Below are 3,994 nucleotides of genomic sequence, written 5' to 3'. Positions count from 1 at the left end.
CCTGCGGCTTTTCCTTGGCGGTGTCAGGGATGATGATCCCGCCTTTGGTCGTGGACTCTTCTTCGACGCGCTTTACCAGCACACGGTCGTGCAGAGGACGAAAGGTCATCTTGGCTTTTCTCCAACAAGAGGACTGATATCTATCGCGACGACCGGGATGAGCGCATTGGCACTCACCCCAGCCGACTGCTAACAGCGGGCGACTTAGGGGATGCAGGCCAGAGCGTCAAGAGGTGGGACATGATTCCGGATGAGCATTTTTTCACTGGGCCTGCGGCGGAAATCGGCTCAGCCTGCGTTCATCAAGGCAGCGCTAAGCCGTCGCATGGAACGCTTGTCACAAGACAGGCTATACTCCAAGCGAGGCGAGTTTTTTTGGAGGTGAGAGCGATGAAACTGCGTTTAGCAATTGTGGGCTTTGCCGCCCTGGCCATGACGGCCTGTACCACCACCGATCCTGTGACGGGCGAAACCCGTCCCAATTACACCGGGCGTGGTGTCCTGCTGGGTGCCGCTGCCGGTGCTGTGCTGGGCTATATGACGAATACCTCCGACAGCGAGGAAGGCCGGACCAATGCGCTTATCGGCGCGGGCCTGGGTGCGCTCGCGGGCGGGGCCATCGGTCACTACATGGATGAGCAGGAAGCCGCGATGCGTGCCGCGCTCAGTGATACCGGTGTTGGTGTGCGCCGTGAGGGCAATAACCTGATGCTGATCATGCCGGGCGATGTAACCTTCGCGACGGATTCTTCGGACATCAATGCGCGCTTCTATTCCATTCTCAACGATGTCAGCGACGTGCTGAACCGTTACCCGCGCACCTATATCGACGTGGTCGGACATACTGATTCTACCGGACCGTACGAGTATAACCAGCGCCTGTCCGAACAGCGCGCACTCTCGGTTGGCAACTATCTCATCGCCCAGCGCGTGATGCGCGAGCGGCTTTATATTGCCGGCATGGGCGAGCGGGCCCTGCTGATCGATCCGGAGACGTCGTCGTATGACCGACAGCAAAACCGCCGGGTGGAGATTCTGATCCGTCCGCACGTCGCCTAGGCGGCATTCATAAGACATGCAGAATGTGCGGCCCGGCCTTGCCGGGCCGTATTTTTTTGTGATTTCCGCGGGCCCCGCAGGGGCTATGGTTTACCTTCGTTAACCAATCGAAAACCCGGCCCGGAACAGATTAACGTTCGGCGAGAAACGCCGATTCGTTGCGACGAGAAGGATCGCCCTGATGGCGAAAGCGACAGATATCCTCATCCTGCTGACCTATATCATGGTCGCTGTGGTGGCCGCGCTCGGCTTTGATTATCTCGGCCTGATGTCGACGGCCTCGGCCTGGATGATGGGCGCGATTGTCTTCATCGTGGCCGGTATGGCGCATTCCGCAGCCGCTCGCGCGCAGGAACGCAGCGCGATGGAAACCGAAATTCAGCACCTGAAGGCGGCCAATCTGGCCCTCGCTGAAGAATTCGAGGTGGCCCAGCGCCGCATCGATGAGATCACGGATGAGCTGCGTGCCGAGTCTGTCGAGCGTGACAATGCGCTCGTACACGAAGTCAAAGTGCTGGAGGACTTGGTGCGCCGTGTCGGCGAGGGGCCGGATCTGATGCCGGCCGCGAGCGCCGCTGCGTCCACAATGACATCGGTTGATATCGATACCGTGCGAGAGGCTCTGCAGGAAAATCGCGTCGATCTTTATGTGCAGCCGGTTGTGACCTTGCCGCAGCGCCGCGTGGCCTTCTATGAGAGTTTCACGCGTCTGCGCGATGCAACCGGCCGTATCCTCGCTCCGGGAGCCTTTATCAAAGCCGCTGAGCGCGCTGGTCTGATGACGGAAGTCGATAATCTCCTGCTGTTCCGTTGTGTTCAGATCGTGCGCAAACTGACGGGTCAGGATCGCAAGATAGCGATCTTCTGCAATATCTCGCTCAACTCGCTGTCGGACGAGACCTTTTTCCCGACCTTCCTCGACTTCATCCGTCAGCACAACGATCTCTCGGGGTCGCTGATTTTCGAGATTTCACAGCGCGCTTTCGAAGAGCGCGATGCTGTCGCGGCCCGCAACATGGCACGCATGGCTGACTTCGGCTTTCGTTTCTCGGTCGATCGCGCTGTCGATCTGGACATGGATCTCGACGAGATGCAGCGGGCTGGTATTCGCTTTGTCAAAGTGGGCGGTGCCCGACTGCTTGAGGCGATCGACGGCTATGAGCGTATCGCGGGTGTGGATGCTGGTGACATCGCCCATCAGGACATCGCCAGCCTGTTCGCCCGCCGCGGTATCGAGCTGATCGCCGACCGGGTGGAAGAAGAGGGCACGGTTGTTGAAGTGCTGGAGCTCGATGTTGCCTACGGTCAGGGGCACCTCTTCGGCGAGCCGCGCCAGGTCAACGAGGAAATGCTCTCTCCCGCCGACGACACAATTGCTCTGGCGGGTTGACGATTGACCGCGCGGGCCGGGGCTGCTTCAAGCGGCTTCATGATCTCCCGCGCAACGCTTTCCGACCTTGCTCCGCACTACTCCGCCATTTTCTGTGACGTCTGGGGGGTGATCCGTGATGGACATGCCTTGATCCCAGACGCCGTGAAAGCGTTGCAGCGCTATCGGGCGGAAGGCGGAACGGTTTGCCTGGTCTCGAACTCACCACGGCGCGCGCCGAGCTTGTTGCATTCCCTTGAGGAAATGGGCCTGCCGGATGATGCGACCGATACGGTCGTGACGTCGGGCGATGCCATCTACGCCGAGCTGGTGGCCCGCGCGCCGGGCAAGGCCTTGCGTATCGGACCTGACTGGGATGATGCGCTTTATGCCGGCCTGGGACTGGAATTCGTTTCGGTCGAAGAGGCGCAGTTCATCACCTGCACCGGGCCCGATGATTACTGGGACGGCAAGCCGGAGGACTATGATGCGGTTCTCAGGACTGCTCTGGAGCGCAATCTCGACCTGGTCTGCGCCAATCCTGACATTGTCGTACAGGCCGGTGATCGCCTGATCTACTGCGCGGGTGCGATCGCCCGGCATTATCGCGCTATGGGTGGCACCAGCATCGTCGCCGGCAAACCGCACAGGCCCATTTATGGCTTGGCGTTCGAGGCGCTCAAGCGTGTGGGGTGGTCGGGCAGCGCGGAACAGGTCCTTGCGATCGGCGATGGCCCGGAGACCGATATCGCCGGCGCTGACCGGGCCGGCATTGATGCCCTGTTTATAGCGGACGGAATACTCGGTGCCGAAATGCAAGACGACGGCTTCGATCCCGAAGCCGTCGCGCTTAGCCTGTCAGCCTATGGCGTTGCCGCGCGCTGGGGCGCACGGCAACTGGTCTGGTCCGACTAGGAGACTTAGTCGAACAGAGAGTCGATGGACCCTTGGTCTAGCGCTCCCGCGTCTTCTTCACCGGAGAAGAAAGCGTCGATGTCGTCCTGGCTCGTTTCCGGGCCATTCAGGGCCGGGCCGTTGAGCAATTGCTCCCGGGCACGTTTTTCTTCGTCGGTCTCCTGAACCGTCGTGTCGGCGTCGTGTACACCCATGACTTCTGCGAAGCGGGCGACGCGGCTTTCGACATGGCGCAGGGAATTGACCACTTTGGAGACGCGCTGGCCGGCCAGGTCCTGGAAGCTGCAATTCTCGATGATTTCCATCATCTTGGCTTCCACTTTGGCGCGGTAGGCGTCGTAATCCGCTTCCTCGTCACAAAGGACGCTTTCGGCGGCGGACATGATCGTTTCCGTGGCCTTCTCGGTATCGGTGACGACCGCTTCCAGCTCGGCGCCTGCCGATGGAATGCGCTCGGACTTGATATCGTTCGGGCGTAGCGCGGCGATCTCGTCCCGGGTGCGGGAGATGTAGTCCGCGATATAATGAAACTCTTGGCAGATCGACTGGTCCAGCGAGCTGAAGAACAGCTTCATGGTGTCGGTCAGCTGGTGTGCCAGCTTCAAGACCTCCATGATCTGTGCATCCTGCAGATCACTGGCTTTTAACGTC

4 protein-coding genes and 1 pseudogene are annotated in these 3,994 nt (G+C 60.2%); 3 read left to right on the top strand and 2 right to left on the bottom strand.

The window, feature by feature from the left end; all coding sequences use genetic code 11:
- Window positions 1–109, bottom strand: a pseudogene (locus Q1V51_RS06750) (co-chaperone GroES); the annotation flags it as partial.
- A 281-nt stretch (window positions 110–390) separates the two neighbouring features.
- Between Q1V51_RS06750 and Q1V51_RS06745 the strand changes: the two are divergent.
- The 3 genes from Q1V51_RS06745 (at window position 391) to Q1V51_RS06735 (ending at window position 3,343) form a co-directional block, all read left to right on the top strand.
- Complete coding sequence (locus Q1V51_RS06745) at window positions 391–1,059, top strand: OmpA family protein (protein ID WP_300554462.1); 669 nt, start codon at window positions 391–393, stop codon at window positions 1,057–1,059.
- A 181-nt stretch (window positions 1,060–1,240) separates the two neighbouring features.
- Complete coding sequence (locus tag Q1V51_RS06740) at window positions 1,241–2,449, top strand: EAL domain-containing protein (protein ID WP_300554460.1); 1,209 nt, start codon at window positions 1,241–1,243, stop codon at window positions 2,447–2,449.
- 39 nt (window positions 2,450–2,488) lie between these two features.
- On the top strand, window positions 2,489–3,343 hold the full coding sequence (locus tag Q1V51_RS06735; RefSeq protein ID WP_300554458.1) for a TIGR01459 family HAD-type hydrolase: 855 nt from the start codon (window positions 2,489–2,491) through the stop codon (window positions 3,341–3,343).
- Between the two features lie 5 nt (window positions 3,344–3,348).
- Here Q1V51_RS06735 and Q1V51_RS06730 read toward each other — a convergent pair.
- Window positions 3,349–3,994: protein phosphatase CheZ (locus Q1V51_RS06730; protein ID WP_300554457.1), on the bottom strand; the 646-nt coding region annotated here is incomplete at its 5' end.

The sequence above is a fragment of the Maricaulis sp. genome, assembly GCF_030149235.1.
Taxonomy (GTDB): Bacteria; Pseudomonadota; Alphaproteobacteria; order Caulobacterales; family Maricaulaceae; genus Maricaulis.
The sequence above is the reverse complement of the archived record's forward strand: the minus strand, read 5'-3'. Positions and strand labels throughout refer to the sequence as shown.

Excerpts from the sequence above, each read along its gene's own strand:
- Q1V51_RS06735 (WP_300554458.1), top strand. The coding sequence starts at position 2,489 with ATGATCTCCCGCGCAACGCTTTCCGACCTTGCTCCGCACTACTCCGCC.
- Q1V51_RS06740 (WP_300554460.1), top strand. The coding sequence starts at position 1,241 with ATGGCGAAAGCGACAGATATCCTCATCCTGCTGACCTATATCATGGTC.
- Q1V51_RS06745 (WP_300554462.1), top strand. The coding sequence starts at position 391 with ATGAAACTGCGTTTAGCAATTGTGGGCTTTGCCGCCCTGGCCATGACG.